Source organism: Pseudonocardia sp. EV170527-09, assembly GCF_008369905.1.
Taxonomy (GTDB): domain Bacteria; phylum Actinomycetota; class Actinomycetes; order Mycobacteriales; family Pseudonocardiaceae; genus Pseudonocardia.
Genome location: NZ_VRMC01000092.1, coordinates 1 through 22,399, shown reverse-complemented (window position 1 = coordinate 22,399; position 22,399 = coordinate 1). Strand labels below are relative to the sequence as shown.

At 72.4% G+C, this 22,399-nt stretch carries 20 protein-coding genes and 1 pseudogene; 12 read left to right on the top strand and 9 right to left on the bottom strand.

What is annotated here, in order from left to right; translation table 11 throughout:
- Nucleotides 1-228: pseudogene (locus FVA95_RS23045) on the bottom strand (hypothetical protein); the annotation flags it as partial.
- A 353-nt stretch (nt 229-581) separates the two neighbouring features.
- Nucleotides 582-1,154 carry a maleylpyruvate isomerase N-terminal domain-containing protein gene (locus FVA95_RS23040; RefSeq protein WP_205015947.1) on the bottom strand — a complete coding sequence of 191 codons (573 nt, stop codon included), beginning with the start codon at nt 1,152-1,154 and terminating at the stop codon, nt 582-584.
- A gap of 54 nt (nt 1,155-1,208) precedes the next feature.
- Here FVA95_RS23040 and FVA95_RS23035 point away from each other — a divergent pair, with 54 nt between their 5' ends.
- Nucleotides 1,209-2,369, top strand: coding sequence for a PIN domain-containing protein (locus FVA95_RS23035; protein WP_149666014.1), 1,161 nt, complete (start codon nt 1,209-1,211; stop codon nt 2,367-2,369).
- 63 nt (nt 2,370-2,432) lie between these two features.
- On the opposite strand, the gene FVA95_RS31785 is transcribed toward FVA95_RS23035, so the two are convergent.
- Both FVA95_RS31785 and FVA95_RS23025 read right to left on the bottom strand, forming a co-directional pair.
- Nucleotides 2,433-3,329, bottom strand: a complete 897-nt coding sequence (locus FVA95_RS31785; protein WP_193564406.1) for a DUF2188 domain-containing protein — start codon at nt 3,327-3,329, stop codon at nt 2,433-2,435.
- A gap of 102 nt (nt 3,330-3,431) precedes the next feature.
- On the bottom strand, nt 3,432-3,830 hold the full coding sequence (locus FVA95_RS23025) for a DoxX family protein (protein ID WP_149666013.1): 399 nt from the start codon (nt 3,828-3,830) through the stop codon (nt 3,432-3,434).
- 382 nt (nt 3,831-4,212) lie between these two features.
- Between FVA95_RS23025 and FVA95_RS23020 the strand changes: the two genes are divergently transcribed.
- Nucleotides 4,213-4,467, top strand: coding sequence for a hypothetical protein (locus FVA95_RS23020; protein ID WP_020624140.1), 255 nt, complete (start codon nt 4,213-4,215; stop codon nt 4,465-4,467).
- Between the two features lie 82 nt (nt 4,468-4,549).
- Here FVA95_RS23020 and FVA95_RS23015 read toward each other — a convergent pair whose 3' ends face one another.
- Both FVA95_RS23015 and gltB read right to left on the bottom strand, forming a co-directional pair.
- On the bottom strand, nt 4,550-6,001 hold the full coding sequence (locus tag FVA95_RS23015) for a glutamate synthase subunit beta (RefSeq protein ID WP_020624139.1): 1,452 nt from the start codon (nt 5,999-6,001) through the stop codon (nt 4,550-4,552).
- On the bottom strand, nt 5,994-10,475 hold the full coding sequence (gene gltB, locus FVA95_RS23010; protein WP_370460880.1) for a glutamate synthase large subunit: 4,482 nt from the start codon (nt 10,473-10,475) through the stop codon (nt 5,994-5,996). The genes FVA95_RS23015 and gltB overlap by 8 nt, the downstream gene beginning before the upstream one ends.
- 588 nt (nt 10,476-11,063) lie before the next feature.
- On the opposite strand from gltB, the gene FVA95_RS23005 reads away from it, so the two are divergent.
- Nucleotides 11,064-11,882, top strand: coding sequence for a (2Fe-2S)-binding protein (locus FVA95_RS23005; RefSeq protein WP_149666012.1), 819 nt, complete (start codon nt 11,064-11,066; stop codon nt 11,880-11,882).
- 146 nt (nt 11,883-12,028) lie between these two features.
- Here the strand turns inward: FVA95_RS23005 and FVA95_RS23000 are convergent, their stop codons facing one another.
- Genes FVA95_RS23000 through FVA95_RS22990 form a run of 3 tightly spaced genes read right to left on the bottom strand, consistent with a single transcriptional unit; the run spans nt 12,029 to nt 13,589 of the window.
- Nucleotides 12,029-12,391 carry an Asp23/Gls24 family envelope stress response protein gene (locus tag FVA95_RS23000; protein WP_149666011.1) on the bottom strand — a complete coding sequence of 121 codons (363 nt, stop codon included), beginning with the start codon at nt 12,389-12,391 and terminating at the stop codon, nt 12,029-12,031.
- Complete coding sequence (locus FVA95_RS22995) at nt 12,388-12,960, bottom strand: Asp23/Gls24 family envelope stress response protein (protein WP_149666010.1); 573 nt, start codon at nt 12,958-12,960, stop codon at nt 12,388-12,390. Before FVA95_RS22995 ends, FVA95_RS23000 begins: the two co-directional genes overlap by 4 nt.
- Nucleotides 12,951-13,589 carry an RNA polymerase sigma factor gene (locus FVA95_RS22990; RefSeq protein ID WP_149666009.1) on the bottom strand — a complete coding sequence of 213 codons (639 nt, stop codon included), beginning with the start codon at nt 13,587-13,589 and terminating at the stop codon, nt 12,951-12,953. The genes FVA95_RS22995 and FVA95_RS22990 overlap by 10 nt, the downstream gene beginning before the upstream one ends.
- Nucleotides 13,590-13,709: 120 nt before the next feature.
- Between FVA95_RS22990 and FVA95_RS22985 the strand changes: the two genes are divergently transcribed.
- The 9 genes from FVA95_RS22985 (at nt 13,710) to FVA95_RS22950 (ending at nt 22,277) form a co-directional block, all read left to right on the top strand.
- Nucleotides 13,710-13,883 (top strand): CsbD family protein, encoded by a 174-nt coding sequence (locus FVA95_RS22985; protein WP_149666008.1) that lies wholly within the window; start codon nt 13,710-13,712, stop codon nt 13,881-13,883.
- A gap of 74 nt (nt 13,884-13,957) precedes the next feature.
- Nucleotides 13,958-14,275, top strand: coding sequence for a hypothetical protein (locus FVA95_RS22980; protein ID WP_149666007.1), 318 nt, complete (start codon nt 13,958-13,960; stop codon nt 14,273-14,275).
- A 213-nt stretch (nt 14,276-14,488) separates the two neighbouring features.
- Nucleotides 14,489-15,955 carry a trigger factor gene (tig, locus tag FVA95_RS22975; RefSeq protein WP_149666006.1) on the top strand — a complete coding sequence of 489 codons (1,467 nt, stop codon included), beginning with the start codon at nt 14,489-14,491 and terminating at the stop codon, nt 15,953-15,955.
- 294 nt (nt 15,956-16,249) lie between these two features.
- A complete protein-coding gene (locus FVA95_RS22970; protein ID WP_149666016.1) occupies nt 16,250-16,846 on the top strand; it encodes an ATP-dependent Clp protease proteolytic subunit in 597 nt (198 codons plus the stop codon).
- Between the two features lie 29 nt (nt 16,847-16,875).
- Entirely contained in the window at nt 16,876-17,538 is a 663-nt protein-coding gene (locus FVA95_RS22965; RefSeq protein ID WP_051050275.1) for an ATP-dependent Clp protease proteolytic subunit, read from the top strand.
- A 171-nt stretch (nt 17,539-17,709) separates the two neighbouring features.
- Nucleotides 17,710-18,999: an ATP-dependent Clp protease ATP-binding subunit ClpX gene (gene clpX / locus FVA95_RS22960; RefSeq protein WP_020625701.1), complete on the top strand. Its 1,290-nt coding sequence runs from the start codon at nt 17,710-17,712 to the stop codon at nt 18,997-18,999.
- 135 nt (nt 19,000-19,134) lie between these two features.
- Nucleotides 19,135-20,523 carry an OFA family MFS transporter gene (locus tag FVA95_RS22955; protein WP_149666005.1) on the top strand — a complete coding sequence of 463 codons (1,389 nt, stop codon included), beginning with the start codon at nt 19,135-19,137 and terminating at the stop codon, nt 20,521-20,523.
- Nucleotides 20,520-20,666, top strand: a complete 147-nt coding sequence (locus FVA95_RS31405; RefSeq protein ID WP_162557699.1) for a hypothetical protein — start codon at nt 20,520-20,522, stop codon at nt 20,664-20,666. The genes FVA95_RS22955 and FVA95_RS31405 overlap by 4 nt, the downstream gene beginning before the upstream one ends.
- Nucleotides 20,667-20,732: 66 nt before the next feature.
- Nucleotides 20,733-22,277, top strand: coding sequence for an alkaline phosphatase (locus FVA95_RS22950; RefSeq protein ID WP_149666004.1), 1,545 nt, complete (start codon nt 20,733-20,735; stop codon nt 22,275-22,277).
- The last annotated feature ends 122 nt before the right edge of the window (nt 22,278-22,399 follow it).

The window sequence follows — 22,399 nt, the reverse complement described above, 5'->3', positions numbered from 1 at the left end:
GGTTCTTGGTATGCCCGAGGTGTTCGGTCATCTCCTCGCCGAGTGCGGTCTCCAGCACGTTCTTGGTGAACAGCTTCAGTGAACAGCTTCAGTGAACAGCTTCAACAAGCCGTCCGGGCCGGTCAGTTCCAGCCCCCGCGCTCGGGCGTCGGCCACCATCGCCGCTGCGGCGGCCTGCTCGGGCGAGAACCGCCGACCCGAACCCGTCTCGTTCTCAGCAGAGCCCATAGGGTCTGATGTCATCACTCACAGTGCCCATCCCGCCGGACGCTGAGGTCCGGCGTGTCGGGCCGGAACCACCGTTCGTTGCACAGGCCCCCACGTGGTGATCGGGACCGCGTCGATCCCGGTGGTGCCGGCGTCCATGGACGGTTCTCCTCGTGTCGTGCCCGCGAGATCATCCCGTGCCGCGGTGAGGCCCGGGTGAGAACCGGGTGAGGATCCGCTGAGTTCACCGTCCGGACGGGTGATATGCCGGTCCGGGCGCCGCGGACGTGGCGTCGACGATCGCCGGGCAGCCGGTGAGGGACCGGGCGGTGCGCAGAGCAGCCGGTGAGGGGCCGGGCGGGGACCGACCGCCCTCAGCGCGGCGCGCCGTGCCAGCGCCACCGGACGGGGGCGGGCACACCGCGCCACGACGCCCGGCCGGTGTGGTGGAGCAGCGCCCCGGCCGGGTCGTCGCCCGCGTCGACGTCTGGCCACAGCCGGGCGAGCACGTCCCGGCACGGCTCCGGGGGCAGCGTCCACCCCGGGGCGGTCGTGCGGGTGATGTCGTGGGTGTGCACCAGGACCTCGACGACGCCCATCGCCGCGAACCCGGCCGCGTCCGCGTCGCCGAACGGGTGCCAGCCGCGCACCCCCGGCGGCGCGGTCAGGACGGCCGCGGCGAGCATCGCCCCGCCCGTCGCGACGACCTGCAGCAGCCCGGCGGTGCCGACGCCGTCGGGCACCACGATCTCGAACGGCGGGTAGTCGTCGGAGGGGGCGAGCGCCACCTGGGCCGCGTAGCCGAACAGGTCGTCCGCGACGTGCACCGCGGTGTCCCGGCACGACCACTCCAGCGGCCCGGCCGGGGCGGACCAGCCGCCGTCGGGCACCGGCTCCAGGGCCCGGACCAGGACCGCCACCGCGTCCTCGACGTCCTCCGCGCGCATCGGTGCAGCGTGCCCTGCGGGCGGCCGTCCGGGCCAGCGCATTAGGATTCCGCGGTGGCCCACGAGGACGAACGCATCGCACTGCTGCTCGACTACGAGAACCTCGCGATCGGCGCCCGCGACGGGCTCGGGGTCGTGCCGTTCGACTTCGGCCCGGTGGCCGACGCGCTCGCCGAGCGCGGGCGGGTCGTGGTCCGCCGCGCCTACGCCGACTGGTCCTCCTTCGACGAGGACCGCCGTCTGATGGCCCGCGCCCAGGTCGAGCTCATCGAGATCCCGCAGCGGATCGGCGGCTCCCGCAAGAACGCGGCGGACATCAAGCTCGCCGTCGACGCGATCGAGCTCGCCTACGAGCGGGGGTTCATCACCACCTTCGCCATCGGCACCGGCGACTCCGACTTCACCCCGCTCATGCACAAGCTGCGCGAGCTGGACAAGCGCGTCATCGGGATCGGCGTGCAGTCCTCGACCTCGGCGCTGCTGCCGCCCGCCTGCGACGAGTTCCTGTTCTACGACCGGCTCCCCGGCGTCGAGCCGACCCAGGCGCCCGCGCCGCCGCGTCGTCGCCGGGGGAGCCCCCGCCCCGCACCGGCTCCGGCCGCGGGACCGGTGCCGACGCCCGCCCCGGTCGCGACCCCGGAGCCGGAACCGGCCCCGGTCGTCCCGCCGGACCCGTTCGACGTCACCTTCTCCGACGGCAGCGACGACACCGCCACCACCGGGGCCGAGGAGCGCGACCTCGCGGGCCTCGTCGTCAGCACCCTCGGCGGGCTGACCCGCCAGGCCGACGGTCCGGTCCTGGCGTCCCGGCTCAAGCGCGCGATCCTGCGCAAGGACCCGACCTTCGACGAGTCCGACCACGGGTTCCGCGGCTTCGGCGAGCTGCTGCGTCACCTGCAGGACCGCGGCGCGGTCACGCTGACCACCGGTGCGGCGCAGGGCGACCCCGAGGTGGCGCTGCCCGACGACCCGGACGCCGACCACGACGCGTTCGCGCTGCTCGTCGACGTGGTGCGGGAGATCGCTGCGGCCGGGGACCCGCCGCAGCTGTCCGGGCTGAAGAACCGGCTCCGGAAGCGGGTGCCGGACTTCTCCGAGAAGCGCTACGGCTTCGGCAGCTTCCTGTCCTTCGCGAAGGCGGCCCGCGCCCGGGACCTCATCGAGATGGAGTGGAGCGACGACACCGGCGACTACGTGCTGCGCCCGACGTCCTGACCACACACGACGGTGCCCCCGCCGACGAGGTCGGCGGGGGCATCGTCGTGGTACGGCGGGGACTCAGCGGCCGGTGGCCTTGTGGGTCCCGCGCTGGAACAGCTTGCCCGCGCGCGCGGTGACCGCACCGGTCACGCCGAACGCGGTGGCGACCGCCCCGGCGGCGACGCGGCTGGTGAACCGGATCGGGTTCAGCGGCTTGTAGACGCGCAGGGCGAAGTCGTCGAGCTGCGAGGCGGCACGCTCGCCGTTCTCGTACAGCCTGCGGGCCAGGCGGGCCCCCGTGTCGTCGAGGTCGTCCTCGACGCGGGCGCTCACCCGCGCGGCCCGGTCCGCGGTGCGCACCGCGGACCGGGCACCCTGGTCGGCGACGGCCTTGACGGTCTCGGCGGACCGCTCCGCGGACGCCCGGGCCTCGCCGGCGACCTGCTTGCCGGTCCGCTCGGCGGTGCCGGCGAGCTGCTCGCCGGTGGCCTTGGCCGCCCGGGCCGCGGCCTTGCCGGCGTTCTTCGGGGCCTTGCCGTTCGTGTTGACCTTGCGCGCCTCGGCGGCCACCGTGTCGGCGCCCTCCTTGACGGCGTCGGCGGCCTTCGAGACGCCGTCAGCGGTCTCGCCGGCGACCTTCTTGGCGGTCGTCCGGGTGTCGGAGCCGATCGAGTCGGCGGCCTTCCCGGTCGTGTCGGCGGCCTTCGACGCGGTGTCCTTGACCGCGGTGGCGGTGGCGCCCGCGGCGGCCTTCGTGGCGGTGCCGGCGTCGGCGTCGGGCTCGATGGAGCGGCGCTCGCGCACCGAGCCGTCGGTACCGTGGACGACGAGGTTGCCGCCGCCGTCGTTGGCGATGATCTCCACCGCCCGGGTGATGGCCTCGGCCTGGGTGCTCGTACGGGCACTCGGGCGTCGGGCGTCTTCCTTCTCGACGGTCCAGCCGTCGTCGACCGGCTTGACGTGGCGGTCGGCCATGGCGGGTTCCTCCCCTGTACGGGACTGACTGGGCGAACCGGGGTATCCGGAACGGTCTTCTCCCGTTGGGCATGCCCGACGATCGCTGAGCGTAAACGCAGGTCAGCGATGCGTGGCGCGCGTCTCGTTCCGTCGCGTGACCGCGATCACGGCAGCCAGGGCGCCGAGGACGAGGGGCGTGACGACGAGTACCCCGCCGTGCAGGACGAAGGCCTGGGTGAGCGCCGCACCGATCATCAGCAGGACGAGCCCGGCGGCGGCCGGGGCGGCGAGGCGCGGGATGCACAGCCCGATCCCGCCGGCCAGCTCGAGGAACCCGACGACGTGGCGCAGCCACTGGCCGAGGCCGATCCCGTCGAAGATCGCGACGGCGACCGGGTCGCCCCAGAACTTCGGCAGGGCAGAGGCCAGGACGAAGAACAGCCCGAGCAGGATCTGCAGCACCCACAGTGCGCGGTGCGCGGCGACCGGCATGCGGCGGGTGGGGGAGGGGGTGGTCATGGTGCCTCCGCGACGACGGCCCCGGCGGTTCCGGCGCTCACCGCCTACGACCGGCGGGCCACGGCGATCTCATCGGTCGCGCGGGCCGGGACTACACCACCGGGCATCGGGCCCGCGGCGCGTGGCCGCGGTACCCGATGACCCGATGGTGCCCGGCATCGACAGGGGCTCCCGGTTCTGCAGATGCCGGTCACGGGGTTCAACGCCCGACCTGCCGTCGGGTTGTGGGTGCAGTGGCCCTTGTCTTGCCCGCCACCGTGAGCGGCGCCGCGCTCGCGACGGGCGGGAGCAGCTCGCGCTGGGCGTCCGATGAGGAGCAGCGCGTCACGACCGCCGGTAGAAGACTGGCGACGGCCGGAGTGACGCAGGCCATACTGGTCGCATGCGTGATGAGCGGTGGCGGGTCGAGGTCGGTACGGAGAACGCGGCGTGGCTGGCGACGGAGTGCCGCACCGCGTTGCTGGCCCGGGAGTACCGGCCGGTCGACGTGGGCGACGGCGTCGTCGAGTTCGACCGGCTCGCGCTCGGCGCGATCCGCGAGCTCGGCGAGGAGGAGGACGGCTACATCTCCGACGACGCCGAGGGCGTGCGGATCTGGATCGGCGACGACGCCTTCGAGTTGATCCGCATGGACTGACCGGACAGACGCACGGGCACACACCCGGACACACACGAGGGGCCCGGCCGGTGCGGCCGGGCCCCTCGGGGTGCGTACGACGTCAGGCGATCTGCCGGTCACCCGGGTTGATCGGGCGGGGCAGGACGGAGCGGCCGGTGAGCCACTCGTCCACACCCGCTGCCGCGGAGCGGCCCTCGGCGATGGCCCACACGATCAGCGACTGGCCGCGGCCGATGTCACCGGCGACGAACACGCCGTCGACCGAGGACATGTAGCGCTCGTCGCGGGCGACGTTGCCGCGCTCGTCGAGGTCGACCTGGAGGTCGTTCAGCAGGGCGCCCTTCTCCGGGCCGACGAAGCCCATCGCGAGCAGCACCAGCTGCGCCGGGAGCTCCCGCTCGGTGCCCTCGACGGGCTCGAAGCCGGACTCCCCGCGCTTCACCTCGACGATCCGGATGCCGGCGAGCTTGCCGTCGGCGTCCTTCACGAACTCGGTCGTGTTGACCGAGAACAGCCGCTCTCCGCCCTCCTCGTGGGCCGAGGAGACGCGGTAGACCATGGGGTAGGTCGGCCACGGCATGTTCTCGGTGCGGTGCTCCGGCGGGGTCGGCATGATCTCCAGCTGGGTCACCGAGCGCGCACCCTGACGGTGCGAGGTGCCCAGGCAGTCGGCGCCGGTGTCACCGCCGCCGATGATCACGACGTCCTTGCCCTCGGCGGAGATGGGCGGTGCGTCGAGGTCGCCCTGCTGCACGTGGTTGGCCCACGGCAGGAACTCCATCGCCTGGTAGACGCCCTCGGCGTCGCGGCCCTCGGCGGGCAGGTCGCGCCACGCCGTCGCGCCGCCGGCGAGGACGACCGCGTCGAAGTCGGCGCGCAGCTGCTCGACGGTGATGTCGGTGCCGACGTCGACCGAGGCCCGGAAGTGGGTGCCCTCGGCGACCATCTGCTCCAGGCGCCGGTCCAGGCGCGCCTTCTCCATCTTGAACTCGGGGATGCCGTAGCGCAGCAGCCCGCCGATGCGGTCGGCCCGCTCGAACACGACGACGTCGTGCCCGACCCGGGTCAGCTGCTGGGCGGCGGCCAGCCCGGCCGGCCCGGACCCGACGACGGCGACCTTCTTCCCGGTCTTCACCTCCGGGACCATCGGGGGCACCCAGCCCTCGTCCCACGCCTTGTCGATGATCTCGATCTCGACCTGCTTGATCGTGACCGCGTCGTCGTTGATGGCGAGCACGCACGCCGCCTCGCACGGGGCGGGGCACAGCGTCCCGGTGAACTCCGGGAAGTTGTTCGTGGCGTGCAGCCGCTCGATCGCCTCGCGCCAGTCCCGGCGGTAGACCAGGTCGTTCCACTCGGGGATGAGGTTCCCCAGCGGACAGCCCTGGTGACAGAACGGGATGCCGCAGTTCATGCAGCGCCCGGCCTGCTTCTCGAGGGTCTGCTTCGGGAAGTCCTCGTAGACCTCGCGCCAGTCCATCAGCCGCAGGTCCACCGGCCGCCGGGTCGGCGTCTGCCGGGGAGTGGTCATGAAGCCCTTGGGGTCACCCATGAGCAGCCTCCATGATCGCCTGGTTGACATCGCGGCCCTCGCGCTCGGCGTTCTCCGTCGCGAGCAGCACGCGCTTGTAGTCCTTGGGCATGACCTTGCCGAACCGCTCGACCGCGTTGTCCCAGTCGGTGAGCAGCGCGTGCGCCACCGCGGAGCCGGTCTCGGCGTGGTGCCGCTCGACGAGGTCGTGCACGATCGACCGGTCCTCGTCCGCGAGCGGGTCGAGGTCGACCATCTCCGGGTTGACCCGGTTGCGGTCGACGTCGAGCAGGTAGGCGACGCCACCGGACATGCCGGCGGCGAAGTTCCGCCCGGTCCGCCCGAGGACGACGACCCGGCCGCCGGTCATGTACTCGCAGCCGTGGTCACCGACGCCCTCGACGACGGCCACCGCACCCGAGTTCCGGACGCAGAACCGCTCGCCGACGACACCGCGGATGAACATCTCGCCCGAGGTCGCGCCGTAGCCGATCACGTTGCCGGCGATGACGTTCTCCTCGGCGGGGAACGGCGACGACGGGTCCGGCCGCAGGGTCAGCTGGCCACCGGACAGCCCCTTGCCGAAGTAGTCGTTGGTGTCGCCGACCAGCCGCAGCGTGATGCCCTTGGGCACGAACGCGCCGAAGCTCTGGCCGGCCGAGCCGGTCAGCGTGATGTCGATCGTGTCGTCGGGCAGGCCCTTGCCGCCGTGTGCCCGGGTCAGCTCGGACCCGAGCATCGTGCCGACGGTGCGGTTGACGTTGCGCACCGGCAGGTCCAGCCGGACCCGGTCGCCGTTGCGCAGCGCGCCCTCGGCCAACTGGAGCATGGTGTTGTCCAGCGCCTTGTCCAGGCCGTGATCCTGCTCGCGGGTCCGCTTGCGCGGCGCGTCGTCCGGCACGTCGGCGATCCTGAAGATCGGCGTGAGGTCCAGGTGCTTGGACTTCCAGTGCTGGGCCGCGGTGTCGACGTCGAGCACGTCGGCCCGGCCGATCGCCTCGTCGAGCGAGCGGAAGCCCAGCTCGGCGAGGATCTCGCGGACCTCCTGCGCCACGAACCGCATGAAGTTCACGACGTACTCGGCCTTGCCGTTGAACTTCTTGCGCAGCTCCGGGTTCTGCGTCGCGACCCCGACCGGACAGGTGTCGAGGTGACAGACGCGCATCATGATGCAGCCCGACACGACCAGCGGGGCGGTCGCGAAGCCGTACTCCTCGGCGCCGAGCAGCGCCGCGATGACGACGTCACGGCCGGTCTTGAGCTGGCCGTCGGCCTGCACCGTGATCCGGTCGCGAAGCCCGTTGGCCATCAGCGTCTGCTGGGTCTCGGCCAGGCCGAGCTCCCAGGGACCGCCGGCGTGCTTGATCGAGGACAGCGGGGAGGCGCCGGTGCCGCCGTCGTGGCCCGAGATGAGCACGACGTCGGAGTGCGCCTTGGACACACCGGCCGCCACGGTCCCGACGCCGACCTGGGACACCAGCTTCACGTGGATGCGGGCCCGCGGGTTGGCGTTCTTCAGGTCGTGGATGAGCTGCTTGATGTCCTCGATCGAGTAGATGTCGTGGTGCGGCGGCGGCGAGATGAGGCCGACGCCCGGCGTCGAGTACCGGGTGGTCGCGATCCACGGGTAGACCTTGCTGCCGGGCAGCTGGCCGCCCTCACCGGGCTTGGCGCCCTGGGCGATCTTGATCTGGATGTCGTCGGCGTTGACCAGGTACTCGGAGGTGACGCCGAACCGGCCGGACGCCGCCTGCTTGACCGCACTGCGCCGCGAGTCGCCGTTGGGGTCCGGGGTGAAGCGGTCCGGGTCCTCGCCGCCCTCACCGGTGTTGGACCGGCCGCCGATGCGGTTCATCGCGATCGCCAGGGTCTCGTGCATCTCCTGGGAGATCGACCCGTAGGAGATCGCGCCGGTCGCGAACCGGGTCATGATCGACTCGATCGACTCGACCTCGTCGATCGACACGGGCTCGCGCCCGTCCTTGAAGCGGAACAGCCCGCGCAGCGTCATCAGCCGCTTCGCCTGGTCGTCGACGGCCTTCGTGTACTCCTTGAAGACCTCGTACTTCCCGGCCCGGGTGGAGTGCTGCAGCTTGAAGACGGTCTGCGGGTTGAACAGGTGCAGCTCGCCCTCGCGGCGCCACTGGTACTCGCCGCCGACCGGCAGCGACCGGTGCGAGGCACGGACGTCGTCGGCGGGGTAGGCGCGCCGGTGATGGGCCAGGACCTCCTCGGCGAGGACGTCGAAGCCGACACCGCCGATCCGCGACGCGGTGCCGCGGAAGGCCGCGTCGATGACCTCGGAGCCCAGGCCGACGGCCTCGAAGATCTGCGCACCGGTGTAGGACGCGACCGTCGAGACGCCCATCTTCGACATGGTCTTGCGGACACCCTTGCCGAGTGCCTTGACCAGGTTCTTCGCCGCGGTCGGGCCGTCGACGCCGGGGATGTCGCCGCGCTCGGCGAGGTCCTCGACCGTGGCCATCGCCAGGTACGGGTTCACCGCGGAGGCGCCGTAGCCCAGCAGCAGCGCGACGTGGTGGACCTCGCGGGCGTCCGCGGACTCCACGACCAGCCCGACCCGGGTGCGCGAGCGCTCCCGCACCAGGTGGTGGTGCACGGTGCCGGTGAGCAGCAGCGACGGGATCGGCGCGTGCTCGGCGTCCACCCCGCGCTGGGACAGCACGATCAGGCGGGCCCCGTTCTCGATCGCGCGGGACACCTCCTGCTTGATCTCGGCCAGCCGCGAGAGCATGCCCTTGCCGCCGTCGCGGGCGGTGAAGGTGCCGCGGACGACGTGCGAGGCGAAGCCGGGGAACTCCCCGTCGTCGTTGATGTGGACGATCTTCGCCAGGTCGTCGTTGGTCAGCACCGGGAACGGCACGACGATGGTCCGGCAGTGCGCCGGCGTCGCGTCGAGCAGGTTCTGCTCCGGCCCGAGCTGGCTGAACAGCGAGGTGACGAGCTCCTCGCGGATCGCGTCCAGCGGCGGGTTGGTGACCTGGGCGAACAGCTGGATGAAGTAGTCGTAGAGCTGGCGCGGGCGCTCGGCGATCGCGGCGAGCGGCGCGTCGTTGCCCATCGAGCCGATCGGCTCGGCGCCGGACACCGCCATCGGGCGGAGCAGGACGTTGAGCTCCTCCTCGGTGTAGCCGAGGGCCTGCTGGCGCAGGTTGAGCGTCTCGTGGGTCGGGGTCTCGCGGGTACGGGCGGGCAGCTCGTCGAGTCGGATCAGGCCGGCGTGCAGCCAGTCGGCGTACGGGTGCTCGGCCGCCAGCGCGCCCTTCACCTCGTCGTCGTCGACGATCTTGCCGAGCTCGGTGTCGATGAGGAACATGCGGCCCGGCTCGAGGCGGCCCTTGCGGACGACCTTGTCGGGCGCGACGTCCAGCACGCCGACCTCGGAGGCGAGCACGACCAGGCCGTCCTCGGTGACCCAGTAGCGGGCCGGGCGCAGGCCGTTGCGGTCGAGGACCGCACCGATCCGGGTGCCGTCGGTGAACGCCACCAGGGCCGGTCCGTCCCACGGCTCCATCAGGGTGGAGTGGTACTCGTAGAACGCCCGCCGGGCGGGGTCCAGCTCGGTGTTGTGCTCCCAGGCCTCCGGGATCATCATCAGCACCGCGTGCGGCAGGCTGCGCCCGGACAGGTGCAGCAGCTCCAGGACCTCGTCGAAGGTGGCCGAGTCCGACGCGTCCGGGGTGACGATCGGGGTCAGCCGCGACAGGTCGCCGGGCAGGTTCGCGGACTCCAGCAGCGACTCGCGGGCCGCCATCCAGTTCCGGTTGCCGCGCAGCGTGTTGATCTCACCGTTGTGCGCCACGTAGCGGAACGGGTGCGCCAGCGGCCACGCCGGGAACGTGTTCGTGGAGAAGCGCGAGTGCACGATCGCCAGCGCGGAGGTCACGCGCTCGTCGTTCAGGTCGGGGTAGAACGCGGCGACCTGCGGCTCGGCGAGCATGCCCTTGTAGATGACGGTGCGCGGCGACAGCGACGGGAAGTAGGTCTCGGTGTCGTGCTCGACCCGCTTCCGGAAGCAGAACGCGCGGCGCTCCAGGTCGATGCCGGCGGGCGCGCTCTCCGGGGCGTCCCCGGTCAGCTCCACGCCACCGACGAACAGCTGCCGGAAGCCCGGCATGGCGTTCCGGGCGATGGAGCCCAGGTCCGCGGCGTCGGGGTCGGTCGGGAGCTCGCGCCACCCGAGGACCGTGAGGTCCTCCTCGGCGGCGAGCGCGTCGATCCGCTCGATCGCCGCGGCGGCCTCGGCCTCGTCACGCGGCAGCATCGCGATGCCGGTGGCGTAGGCGCCCTCCGCGGGCAGGTCGAAGTCGGTGACCTCGCGGTAGAACGCGTCCGGGACCTGGATCAGGATCCCGGCACCGTCACCGGTGTTGTACTCGGCGCCACGTGCACCGCGGTGCTCCAGTCGCAGCAGGGCCTCGATGGCCTTCTGCACGATGGCGTGGCTGCGCTTGCCGGTGACGTCGGCCAACATGGCCACACCGCAGGCGTCGTGCTCGTGATCGGCGGCGTAGAGCCCACCGGGCGAGGGGCGACGCGTCTGGTCACTGATCGCGGCCAACTGCTCCTCCTGTCGTCTCGGTGCACCTGGAGCCACCCGCATCGGACGACCCGGACAGGCAAGCTCGCTGCGGTCTGAAAAGGGTTCTCAGAGTACAGCGCGCAGCCCGAGTGGGACGTGCGACGAGGGCCGTTCAGGTGCACCGTGCCGCCGGGTGGGTGACCGGCGGACGGAATCTTCCTCCGGGCACGCCGAGCGGCCGGGCGCTGACTTCCAGTACCCGGCCGTTCCTGCGGCACGGTTCGACCGCACACCCCGGCGAGTGCGGTCTGGCGAGTGCACAGAGTCGCACGTCGCAACCGTGGTGCGCTACTGAGAGCGGCCCACCTGTCCCGTGATGTGGATCGCTGACCATGCGAGCAGGTCAACGTTGCCGTCCCGTGTCCGGACGGTGAGCCGAGCGTGACCATCCGTCGGGAAGTGCCGTCTACTGCGTGGGATCGCCGTGCGGGGCCGGGTCGTTACGCACCGCTTCCCGGGAGTGGGAGGAGACTGGGCGCGATGAACGCGTCGCCGCACACTCCCGCCGCCGGGCCGCCGCCGTCCTCACCCGACCGTGTGTCCGACGAACGGGTCGCCGCGGTGCTCGCCGATGTCGCCACGATCGGTCCCTGGTTCGCGGTGGCGACGCCCGCCGCGTCCGGCACCGTCCGGTGGGACGCGCTCTACGCCGCGCCCGTGGCCGGCGGCCCGGACCCGCTCGGCCGGCGGATCGACGAGGTCACCACCGCACTCGGCGGGGACCGGCGGATCGGGGCGTCGGTCGCGGTGATGGGGCTCGCGGTGCGGATCGTGTCCATGCCCTTCGCGGCCGTGGCCCTGCACGGCGTCCTCCCGTCGCTCGGGGAGCTGCGTCGGGACCCGGGCGCAGCCGATCCGTGGGCGGCCGCCCTGCCCGCCGGGACCACCGGCGTCGCCACCCCGGACGTCGCCGTCGACCCGGCGGCCGCCGCGGACCTGCTCGCCCGGGAGCTCGCCGACGCCCATCTGGAGCCGCTGTACGCCGCCGTCGCCGTCCGCGCCGCGGTGTCGCCGCGGGTTCTGCGCGGCAACGTGGTGTCCGCGATCGGCGGGGCGGCGCGGGTCATGGAGGCCGTGCGGCGTCCGGACCGGCGTCGGTACCTGGCCCTGCTCGACGCGCTCGCCGACCACCCGGTGCTGCGCGGGCCGTTGCCCTCGGGGGCGACCGGACGCCTGCTCCGTCTCGACGACACCGACCCGGACACCGAGTGGGCGTTCCGGCGCCGCTCCTGCTGCCTCTACGTCCGCGCCCCCGGCGGCGGGACCTGCGGCGACTGCGTGCTCGCCGGCCGCGCCTGACCGGGACACCGCACCGCCCCCGGGCACTGCATCGCCCTCCGGCACGGCCCGGGCACCGCGGCCCCCGGACACGGCAGCGCCCCGGGCCGCAGGCATCGCAGGCAGCGCAGGCAGCGCTGTCGTGCCACGGCGGCGCCGCGCCGAGCTCAGGCCGGCAGCGCGATGTCGGCGACGGTGACCCGCACCCGGGCGTCGAGGCCGCACACCGTCGCGACCTCCTCGGCCACCTCCCGGCGCACCCGTTCGGCCAGCTCGGCGCAGTTCGTGCCGAACCGCACGCCCACCGTCACCCGGATCTCGGCCTCGTGCCCGTGCACGGACGCGACCAGGCCCCGCACCCGCAGCTCCTCGGGCACCGGGTCGCGGGGCAGCCAGTCCGCGGCCAGTCCCAGCAGGGTCTGCGCGACGTCGCCCATCAGCACCGCGACCCCCGGGACCCGCCGGACCCGTCGCGCCGCCACCCGCGCGACGGCCAGGTCGGAGACGGACACCGTCGTCGGTCCGCTCATGCCGGCTCCTCCCACAGGTCCTCGACGAGGATGTCCACCCCGGCGATCGGCACGCCGAGCGTGCGGTCCCCGGCCGAGATCATCATCTGCCGGACGCGGGCGGTGACCGACGCGAGGTCGACGCCGAACCGCGCCGCGACCGTCACCCGCACCCACACCGCGGGCGGGCCGTCCGCGGAACCGTCCGGGTCACGGCGCTGCTCGATCCGGCACCGGCGGGCCCGCAGCCCGTCCATCGTGTCCACGACGTGGCGCAGCGCCGCCTCCGCGGTCGGCCTGCCGAGCCACGCGTCCGGGCCGAGGGTGAGCAGCTCGTGCGGGCGCAGGTCCGCGACGACCGCGCCCATCACCTGTTCCAGCACCGACGGCGGCGGCCGCAGCGGCTCGGCCGCCATCCTCGCCACCAGCCCGCCGAGCCGGTCGTGGTCGGCGCGTGCGCGCACGCAGTGCGGACAGGTCAGCTCGTGCTCGTCGAGCACGACCTCCTCCGCGTGGTCCCAGACGTCGGCGGCGTCGCGGCCGCAGGCCAGCGGCTCGACGCGGTCCGCCCCGGTCCTCCCTACCGCCATGCCCGCATCCTCTCCGCCAGTGCTCCGCGTGCCCGGTGGATCCGGCCGCGGACGGCGGTCTCGTCCGCCCCGGTGATCTGGGAGATCTCGCTGTAGCCCAGCCCCTCCAGCTCCCGCAGCACCCACGCCGTGCGCTGATCCTCCGGCAGCGATGCGACCGCCCGCGACAGTGCCGCCATCTCCGCGTCGACCTCGGCGGCCCGCTCCGGGGTGGGGGAGCGGTCGTCGGCCGGCGCGCCCGGACCGTCGTCGGTCGGGAGCGGGTCGGTCCGTCGTCGCCGCCGTACCAGTGCGGTGCAGCGGTGGGTGACGATCCGGTACATCCAGGTGGAGAAGGCCGCCTCGCCGCGGAAGGTGCCGATCCGCCGCCAGGCGTCGATGAGCGCGTCCTGCAGGGCGTCCTCGGCGTCGGTGGCGTCGCCGAGGACCCGGACCGCGACCCGGAACAGGGCGTTCTGGTGGCGGCGGGCCAGCTCCTCGAACGCGCCGACGTCGCCGTCCTGGGCCCGGACGACCAGTGTGGTCTCGTCCAGCGCGGCCCGCGACGGCACCCGTGCCGGCTGTGCCGACGGCACGTCGGGGCTTGGGGGTCGGGCGGCCGGTGGGCCGCTGACCTGCGCGTTCGCCATGGACGGCCCCGTCGGGGTGTGAGCGGTGGAAGGTGGGGGTAGTCCCCACTCGTCGAGGACGGTAGCGACCGGCGGGCACCCCCGCTCGCCGGACACGCGACCGGGAAGCAGGTGAGTTCCATGGGTCTCGGAGACAAGATCAGCAACAAGGCCGAGGAGCTGGGTGGCAAGGCCAAGGAGGCCACCAGCGAGGCGACCGACGACAAGGACCTGCAGGCCGAGGGCAAGGCCGACCAGGCCACCGGCAACCTGAAGCAGGCCGGCGAGAAGCTCAAGGACACCTTCAAGAGCTGACCCGCGCACCACGACGGCGGCGGCACCCCACAGCGGGGTGCCGCCGCCGTCGTCTGTCGCTAAGGTCCGGCCCCGTGACCGACCCCGCCGCAGGACCCGGCCCGCAGGCCGTCGCGGACGCCGTGCTGGCCCATCCCTCGGTGCTGCGCCTCGACGGCGGCCCGTTCGGCGCGATCGCGTCGTACCTGCCCGGGCACCGGGTCCAGGGCGTGCGGCTGGCCGACCCGGTCGAGATCGCCGTCGTCCTCCGGCTGGGTAGGCCCTTCGCGGAGGTCGCCGACGAGGTCGCCGACCGGGTCCGCGCCGTCCTCGGTGACGACACCCTGGCCGTGGACGTGACCGTCGCCGACGTCGGTGCGGCCGGCGGTGTCGAGGGCCCCGCCGCACCGTGACCCGCGCCCGGGCCGTCGCACGGTGACCGGGCTCGCCTAGACTCGCGCGAGCCCCGCCGTCACCGGGCGCGTCCCACGTACCCGGCGGCCGGTGGCACGGGACGCCCGGCGCGAGAGCCGGGATCGTCCGGCGCCGGCGGGCGGGGTCACCGACCGGGGGCCGCGCGAGCCGCGGCCCGATGCATCACTCGTACCGCCCCAAGGAGTTCCACCGTGAAGAGCACCGTCGAGCACCTCAGCCCGACGCGCGTCCGGATCAACGTCGAGGTGCCGTTCGACGAGCTCAAGCCCGACTTCGACCGCGCGTACAAGAAGATCGCCCAGCAGGTCCGCATCCCCGGCTTCCGCCCGGGCAAGGCGCCGGCCCGCATCCTGGAGGCCCGGATCGGCCGTGGCCCCGTCCTGGACGAGGTCGTGAACGCCGCGATCCCGGTGAAGTACCAGGAGGCCGTGGTGACGTCCGAGGACGTCAAGCCGATCGGCCGGCCCGACATCGAGGTCACCGAGATCGCCGACGGCGAGCGCATCGCGTTCACCGCCGAGGTCGACGTCCGCCCCGAGATCACCCTCCCCGACCTGGACGGCCTGACCGTCGAGGTCGACGAGACCGAGGTGACCGAGGACGAGGTCACCGAGCAGCTCGACCAGCTGCGCGCCCGGTTCGGCACCCTGGCCGGTGTCGACCGCCCGGCGCAGAAGGGCGACTACGTCCAGATCGACCTCTCCGCCGCCGTCGACGGCACGCCGATCGAGGAGGCCACCACCACCGGCTTCTCCTACGAGGTCGGCCAGGGCGGTCTCATCGACGGCATCGACGAGGCCCTCGAGGGCATGTCGGCCGGCGAGGAGAAGACCTTCACCTCGAAGCTGGTCGCCGGCGAGCACGCCGACAAGGACGCGGACATCACCGTCAAGGTGACCACCGTCAAGGAGCGCAACCTCCCCGACGCCGACGACGAGTTCGCCCAGCTGGCGTCGGAGTTCGACACCCTCGACGAGCTGACCGAGAACCTGCGCGAGCGCCTGGGCCGGTCCAAGCGGATGGAGCAGGCCGCGCAGGCCCGCGACCGTCTCCTGGACAAGCTCGTCGAGGACACCGAGGTGCCGCTGCCGGAGTCGGTCGTCGCGGCCGAGGTCGAGACCCGCACCCACGACGCGGTGCACGCCTTCGACCACGACGAGGACAAGTTCGGCGAGTTCCTCTCCTCGCAGGACAAGACCCGCGAGCAGTTCGACACCGAGACGCGCGAGGAGGCCGAGAAGGCCGTCCGCTACCGCCTCGTGCTCGACACCCTGGCCGACCGCGAGGAGATCTCGGTCGGGGACCAGGAGCTCACCGAGCGGATCATGTACCAGGCCCAGCAGTACGGCATGGCCCCGGAGCAGTTCGTCCAGCAGATCCAGCAGGCCGGCCAGCTCGGCGTGATCTACCAGGACGTGCGCCGCTCCAAGGCGCTGATCACCGCCGTGCGCGCGGCGACCGTCACCCTCCCGGGTGGCGAGGTCGTCGACCTGTCCGACCTGCTCGGGCCGGACGAGGACGAGACCACCGTCGAGGAGGTCCCCGCGACCGATGTGGACGGTGCCGCCGACACCGCCGACGAGGCCGCCGACACCGCCGACACCACCGCGGAGAGCACCAGCGACGAGGCCTCCGACAAGGCCGACGCGAAGGCCTGACCGGCCGTCGTCACCCGGCCTCGCACGACGTGCCGTGCGCTGTCGGCGAACATCGGGCGTCGTTCCCTACGCGGGGCCCCCGCTCCGCGTAGGGTCGGCCCCGAACCGGTCCCCACCGGACCGTGAACGGGTTCGCAAGACCCGACACCGGAGAACCGAGAGCGATCCAGAGGAAGACTCCGGGACCCCCTCCCACGGCGTCCGCGCCGCGGGAGCGGGCCCGACTTCGGAAAGCAGGGTGAAGTGAGCCAGCAGGACACCGGCCCGTCCGCGGGCCGCGGCACCGGGCCGCAGATGCGGTCCGGCATCAGCGCTATGTCGCTGTCCGACTCCGTGTACGACCGCCTGCTCCAGCAGCGCATCATCGTGCTCGGTCAGCAGGTGGACGCGGAGATCTCGAACCGCATCGCGGCGCAGATGCTGCTGCTCGCGGCCGAGGACCCGGACAAGGACATCGAGCTCTACATCAACTCGCCCGGTGGTTCCGTCACCGACGGCATGGCCATCTTCGACACGATGAACCTGATCCCGTGCGACGTGGCGACCACGGCGATGGGCATGGCCGCGTCGATGGGGCAGTTCCTGCTGTCGGCAGGCACCCCGGGCAAGCGCTCGGCGCTGCCGCACGCGCGGATCATGATGCACCAGCCGTCCGCCGGCGTCGGCGGCACGGAAGCCGACATCACGATCCAGGCCGAGCAGTTCCGCCGCACCAAGCGGGAGATGGCGGAGCTGATCGCCCAGCACACCGGTCAGTCGGTCGAGACCATCGAGCGTGACTCCGACCGCGACCGCTGGTTCTCCGCGCCGGAGGCCAAGGACTACGGCTTCGTCGACCACGTCGTCACGCACGCGGGCCGGATCGGCGAGCAGAACGGGAGCGCCCAGTGAGCACCTTCGACCCGCGCCACCCGGAGTCGATGACCGACCTGCGCGGCCCCGGCGGCTGGGCTCCGGACCCGGCCCGTTCCCGGTACGTGCTCCCGTCGTACGTGGAGCGCACCAGCTACGGGGTCAAGGAGTCGAACCCGTACAACAAGCTCTTCGAGGAGCGCATCATCTTCCTCGGTGAGCAGATCAACGACACCTCGGCGAACGACACCATGGCCCAGCTGCTGGTGCTCGAGTCGCTCGACCCGGACCGCGAGATCTCGCTGTACATCAACTCGCCGGGCGGGTCGTTCACGTCGCTGATGGCGATCTACGACACGATGCAGTTCATCCGGCCCGACATCCAGACCGTCTGCCTCGGGCAGGCGGCGTCGGCCGCGGCCGTGCTGCTGTGCGCCGGCACCCCGGGCCGCCGCATGGCGGTCGAGAACGCCCGCATCCTGATCCACCAGCCGGCCACCCAGGGCGTGTACGGCCAGGTGTCGGACCTGGAGATCCAGGCGGCGGAGATCTCCCGCATCCGCAAGCGGATGGAGGAGGTCATCGCGCGGCACTCCAACCGGACCGCGGAGCAGGTGCGCGAGGACATCGACCGGGACAAGATCCTCACGGCCGAGGAGGCCAAGGACTACGGCCTGGTCGACGAGATCGTGCAGAGCCGCAAGCTGTCCGGTACCGCCGGCGGCAAGTGACACCCGGGTCACCGGCGGCCGGATCCGGCCGCCGGTGACCGCCCGGCGACCCGCCGGGGAACCGGACACCGCTTCCGGTCCCCGTGCGGGCCGCGGGCAGGTACCGTCAACCCGGCACGGGGCGACGGGCGCGACGCGAGAACGCCGGACCAGGACTGGGGATCGACACCTATGGCACGCATCGGCGACGGCGGGGACCTGCTCAAGTGCTCGTTCTGCGGGAAGAGCCAGAAGCAGGTCAAGAAGCTCATCGCCGGCCCCGGCGTCTACATCTGCGACGAGTGCATCGATCTCTGCAACGAGATCATCGAGGAGGAGCTGGCCGAGGCCGGTGAGGTCAAGCTCGACGAGCTGCCCAAGCCCACCGAGATCCACGAGTTCCTCGACCAGTACGTCGTCGGTCAGGCCACCACCAAGCGCACGCTGTCGGTGGCGGTCTACAACCACTACAAGCGCATCCAGGCCGGCGAGCGCAGCCGTGCCGCGGGCGGCGACGCCTCCGACGGCATCGAGATCGCCAAGTCGAACATCCTGATGCTCGGCCCCACCGGCTGCGGCAAGACCTACCTGGCGCAGACGCTGGCCAAGATGCTCAACGTCCCGTTCGCCATCGCCGACGCGACCGCCCTCACCGAGGCCGGGTACGTGGGCGAGGACGTCGAGAACATCCTGCTCAAGCTCATCCAGGCCGCCGACTACGACGTGAAGCGCGCCGAGACCGGCATCATCTACATCGACGAGGTCGACAAGATCGCGCGGAAGTCGGAGAACCCGTCGATCACCCGTGACGTGTCGGGCGAGGGCGTGCAGCAGGCGCTGCTGAAGATCCTCGAGGGCACCACCGCGAGCGTCCCGCCGCAGGGCGGCCGCAAGCACCCGCACCAGGAGTTCATCCAGATCGACACGACGAACGTCCTGTTCATCGTGGCCGGCGCCTTCGCCGGGCTGGAGCGGATCATCGGTGAGCGGGTCGGCCAGTCCGGCATCGGCTTCGGCGCCGACATCCGCTCGAAGAAGGATCTGGACTCCGCGGAGCGCTTCGCCGAGACCCTCCCCGAGGACCTGATCAAGTTCGGTCTGATCCCCGAGTTCATCGGCCGGCTCCCGATCGTCGCCTCGGTGACCTCGCTCGACAAGGACGCCCTGGTCAAGATCCTGACCGAGCCGCGGAACGCCCTGGTGAAGCAGTACCGCAAGCTGTTCGAGATGGACGGCGTGGAGCTGGAGTTCGCCGAGGACGCCCTCGACGCCGTGGCCGACCAGGCGATCCTGCGTGGCACCGGTGCCCGTGGCCTGCGGGCGATCATGGAGGAGGTCCTCCTCCCGGTGATGTACGACATCCCCAGCCGCGACGACGTGGCGAAGGTCGTCGTGACCGCGCAGACGGTGAAGGACAACGTCAACCCGACGATCGTCCCGCGCCAGCCGCAGCGCCGGGAGCGCCGCGACCGCTCGGCCTGAGCCGCCGCGCGCACCGACCCGACGCCGGCCCCACCAGCAGGTGGGACCGGCGTTGTCGTATCGAGACCGTCTCGGGTTGCCGCACCCTTCCGCACTACTTAGCGTTGCTCCGTCAGCAGTCGACGGAGGGGCGAGATGTCCGGATTTCTCACGCGTGAGCGCATCGTCGCTCCCCCCGGATGGAGCCGTTGGCTCGTCCCACCGGCGGCGCTGTCCATCCACCTGGCGATCGGCCAGGTCTACGCCTGGAGCGTCTTCAAGACCCCGCTGGCGACCGCGCTCGACCTGTCGGGCGTCGCCACGGCGCTGCCCTTCACCCTCGGCATCATCATGCTGGGGCTGTCCTCGGCGCTGTTCGGCACGAAGGTCGACAGCAACGGCCCGCGCTGGGCGATGGTCGTCGCGTCGAGCTGCTTCGTCGCCGGGTTCCTCATCTCGGGTCTCGGCCTCTACGCCGAGCAGTACTGGCTGGTCGTGCTGGGCTACGGCTTCGTCGGCGGCATCGGTCTGGGCATCGGCTACATCTCGCCGGTCTCCACGCTGATCAAGTGGTTCCCGGACCGCCCTGGCCTGTCCACCGGTCTGGCGATCATGGGCTTCGGCGGTGGCGCGCTCATCGCGACCCCGCTCACCAACTCGCTGCTGTCGGCGTTCGGCGGCTCGGGTGACGACGCCACGTCCTCCGGCATCGGGTCCACGTTCCTCACGATGGGCCTGATCTACCTCGTCTTCATGTCGGTCGGCTGGATCCTCATCCGGGTGCCCGCCGAGGGCTGGACGCCGCCGGGCTGGGACCCGTCGACGGCCAGGAAGAGCGGGATGATCTCGACCGGGAACGTCTCGGCGAACAACGCGATCCGCACGCCGCAGTTCTGGCTGCTGTGGGTGGTGCTGTGCTTCAACGTCACCGCGGGCATCGGCATCCTGGAACGGGCCTCGCCGATCTTCCAGGACTTCTTCGCCGAGAACGGCGCCACGGCCACCCTCGCCGCGGCGGCGGGCGGGTTCGTCGCGATCCTGTCGCTGGCGAACTCGGCCGGGCGCATCGCCTGGTCGTCGCTGTCGGACGTGCTGGGCCGCAAGAACATGTACCGCATCTACCTGGGCGTCGGCGCGCTGCTGTACCTGCTGATCACGCTGATCCCGAACCAGTCGCGGGCGCTGTTCATCGTCGCCGCGGTGCTGATCCTGTCGTTCTACGGCGCCGGGTTCGCCACCGTCCCGGCGTACCTGCGGGATCTGTTCGGCACCTACCAGGTGGGCGCGATCCACGGCCGGTTGCTGACGGCGTGGTCGACCGCGGGCGTCCTCGGCCCGCTGATCGTCAACGCGATCGCCGACGCGCGGATCGAGGCCGGCGTCGAGGGGCCGGCCCGGTACACGACCGCGTTCGTCATCATGATCGTCCTGCTGGTCATCGCGTTCGTCTGCAACGAGCTGATCAAACCGGTCGACGGGAAGTTCCAGGAGCCCACCGCGGCGGCGGCCGCCCAGGGCCCGACACAGCAGAAGGAGACCGCGTGAGCAGCGTTGCCGAGACCGGCGGGTCGTCGACCTGGGGGCCGGTGCAGTGGATCGGCGCCGTCCTGGCCTGGCTGTGGGTCGGCGTGCCGTTCGCCTACGGGCTCTACGAGCTCGTGCTGAAGATCCCCGCGCTGTTCGGCTGAGACTTCGCTTCCCGTTCACCCGGACGGTCCGGATCGTCCTCACCCGTCCGGGTTAGAACGGCGGGCGTGGCTCTTTCCCGACGCTCCCTGTTCCGCACCGCGGCCGCCGGTGGTCTCGCCGGCGCCGCTGCCCTCGTCCTGCCGGGGACGGGTGCCGCCGCCCCCGCGCTGGTCCGCTCCGGCCGGCCGCTGCTGACCCACGGTGTCGCGGCCGGTGACGTCCGGCCCGGCTCGGGGCTCGTCTGGACGCGGGCCGACCGGCCGTCGCGGATGGTCGTCGAGGTCGCGGGCTCGCCGGACTTCCGGCGGGCACTGCGGATCCCCGGCCCGGTGCTGACCCCGGCCACCGACCTCACCGGGAAGCTGCGGGTCCCGGCGACGCGGGGGCGGGTGCACTACCGCGTCGTCGCCGAGCCGCTCGACGGCGGCCCCGCGAGCGCCCCGCTGACCGGCTCCTTCCGGGCGGTCCCCGGCCGCGGCGAGCCGGTGCGCATCCAGTGGTCCGGCGACGTCGTCGGGCAGGGCTGGGGCATCGACCGCGCCACCGGCGGCATGCGGATCTTCTCCGCCATGGCCGACCGCGAGCCCGACCTGTTCCTGCACTCCGGCGACACCGTCTACGCCGACGGCCCGCTCACCGAGACCGTCACGCTCCCCGACGGCCGGGTGTGGCGCAACGAGATGACCGAGGCGAAGGCGAAGGTCGCCGAGACCCTCGCCGAGTTCCGCGGCCAGTTCGCCTACAATCTGCGCGACGACAACCTGCGCCGCTTCGCCGCCTCGGTCGGCCAGATCGTGCAGTGGGACGACCACGAGGTCACCAACAACTGGTACCCCGGCGAGGTCCTCACCGGCGAGGTGGGGGAGCGCTACACCGAGAAGCGGGTGGACGTGCTCGCGGCCCGCGGGTTCCGCGCGTTCCACGAGTGGCAGCCGGTCGACCCGCGCACCGCCGTCGACGGACGGGTGTACCGGCGGGTGCCGTTCGGCCCGCACGTCGAGGTGTTCGTGCTGGACATGCGCACCTACCGCAGCGCGAACTCCGCCAACGCCGGCCGTGGCGAGCGGATCCTGGGTCAGGCCCAGGCCCGCTGGCTCGTCGACGCGCTCGCGTCGTCCCGGGCCACCTGGAAGATCGTCGCCTCGGACATGCCGATCGGGGTGCTGGTGCCCGACGGCGACACCGCCTGGGAGGCCGTCGCCAACGGCGTGCCCGGACCGCCGAGCGGGCGCGAGTCGGAGATCGCCGGAGTGCTCGCCGGGATCCGCAGGCGGCGGGTCCGCAACGTCGTCTGGGTGACCGCCGACGTGCACTACACCGCCGCCCACCACTACGCCCCCGAGCGCGCCGCGTTCACCGACTTCGACCCGTTCTGGGAGTTCGTGTCGGGTCCGCTGCACGCCGGGGCCTTCGGCCCGAACCGGCTCGACCCGACCTTCGGCCCGCGCGCGGAGTTCGTGCGCGGTCCGTCCCGACAGGGTGCGAGCCCGCTGGAGGGGTTCCAGCACTTCGGGGAGCTCGACGTCGCCCCCGACGGCGCGACCCTGGAGGTCCACCTGCGGGACCAGACCGGCGCCTCCCTCTGGACGACCACGCTCCGCCGGACCTGACGGTCCCCGCCGCCGCGTCCCCGGCCGGTCGGCCGCGTTCACACCCCGTGGCCGGCGCGGCGGAGTAGGCGGCGGAGAGCCGCCGGTAGGGGCGGCTCGCCAGGGCGGCGAGGGTCAGGACC

Bases quoted from the DNA above. Each gene is read 5' to 3' on its own strand.
- FVA95_RS22990 (WP_149666009.1), bottom strand. From the start codon at position 13,589: ATGGCGAACGCGCAGGTCAGCGGCCCACCGGCCGCCCGACCCCCAAGC.
- FVA95_RS22965 (WP_051050275.1), top strand. From the start codon at position 16,876: ATGACCGACCTGCGCGGCCCCGGCGGCTGGGCTCCGGACCCGGCCCGT.
- FVA95_RS23015 (WP_020624139.1), bottom strand. From the start codon at position 6,001: ATGGGTGACCCCAAGGGCTTCATGACCACTCCCCGGCAGACGCCGACC.
- FVA95_RS23040 (WP_205015947.1), bottom strand. From the start codon at position 1,154: ATGCGCGCGGAGGACGTCGAGGACGCGGTGGCGGTCCTGGTCCGGGCC.
- FVA95_RS31785 (WP_193564406.1), bottom strand. From the start codon at position 3,329: ATGGCCGACCGCCACGTCAAGCCGGTCGACGACGGCTGGACCGTCGAG.
- FVA95_RS23025 (WP_149666013.1), bottom strand. From the start codon at position 3,830: ATGACCACCCCCTCCCCCACCCGCCGCATGCCGGTCGCCGCGCACCGC.
- FVA95_RS23020 (WP_020624140.1), top strand. From the start codon at position 4,213: ATGCGTGATGAGCGGTGGCGGGTCGAGGTCGGTACGGAGAACGCGGCG.
- gltB (WP_370460880.1), bottom strand. From the start codon at position 10,475: ATGTTGGCCGACGTCACCGGCAAGCGCAGCCACGCCATCGTGCAGAAG.
- FVA95_RS22985 (WP_149666008.1), top strand. From the start codon at position 13,710: ATGGGTCTCGGAGACAAGATCAGCAACAAGGCCGAGGAGCTGGGTGGC.
- clpX (WP_020625701.1), top strand. From the start codon at position 17,710: ATGGCACGCATCGGCGACGGCGGGGACCTGCTCAAGTGCTCGTTCTGC.
- FVA95_RS23000 (WP_149666011.1), bottom strand. From the start codon at position 12,391: ATGAGCGGACCGACGACGGTGTCCGTCTCCGACCTGGCCGTCGCGCGG.
- FVA95_RS23005 (WP_149666012.1), top strand. From the start codon at position 11,064: ATGAACGCGTCGCCGCACACTCCCGCCGCCGGGCCGCCGCCGTCCTCA.
- FVA95_RS22970 (WP_149666016.1), top strand. From the start codon at position 16,250: ATGCGGTCCGGCATCAGCGCTATGTCGCTGTCCGACTCCGTGTACGAC.
- FVA95_RS22995 (WP_149666010.1), bottom strand. From the start codon at position 12,960: ATGGCGGTAGGGAGGACCGGGGCGGACCGCGTCGAGCCGCTGGCCTGC.
- FVA95_RS22955 (WP_149666005.1), top strand. From the start codon at position 19,135: ATGTCCGGATTTCTCACGCGTGAGCGCATCGTCGCTCCCCCCGGATGG.